The organism is Filibacter tadaridae, assembly GCF_900609045.1.
GTDB classification, from domain to species: domain Bacteria; phylum Bacillota; class Bacilli; order Bacillales_A; family Planococcaceae; genus Sporosarcina; species Sporosarcina tadaridae.
Genome location: NZ_UXAV01000002.1, coordinates 1 through 539 on the forward strand (window position 1 = coordinate 1; position 539 = coordinate 539).

Annotated in this window: 1 rRNA gene; it reads left to right on the top strand. The window is 46.0% G+C overall.

What is annotated here, in order from left to right:
- Positions 1-166: 166 nt before the first annotated feature.
- Positions 167-539, top strand: a 23S ribosomal RNA gene (locus tag FILTAD_RS00010); the annotation flags it as partial.

Genomic DNA, 539 nt, shown 5'->3' on the forward strand with positions numbered 1-539 from the left:
CAACAAATCAAGAATCAACCGAGAAGAATTCAATTCTTCTTCGAATAGATCACTTCTGTGATTCTATTCATGCAATACCTTTTTAAGAATCATTATCTGCATCGCTGCATGATGTGATTCACCAAAAAGGATTTCGAGAAGCATTTATGTGTATCGAAAGCCGGAAGGTTAAGTTAGAAAGGGCGCGTGGTGGATGCCTTGGCACTAGGAGCCTAAGAAGGACGGCACTAACACCGATATGCTCCGGGGAGCTGTAAGTAAGCTTTGATCCGGAGATTTCCGAATGGGGAAACCCACTATCCATAATGGGGTAGTACGTTTACGTGAATACATAGCGTAAACGAGGCACACCCGGAGAACTGAAACATCTAAGTATCCGGAGGAAGAGAAAGAAAAATCGATTCCCTGAGTAGCGGCGAGCGAAACGGGAAAAGCCCAAACCAGGAAGCTTGCTTCCTGGGGTTGTAGGACACTCTATACGGAGTTACAAAGGGATGGATTAGACGAAGCGACCTGGAAAGGTCCGCCGTAGCGGGTAA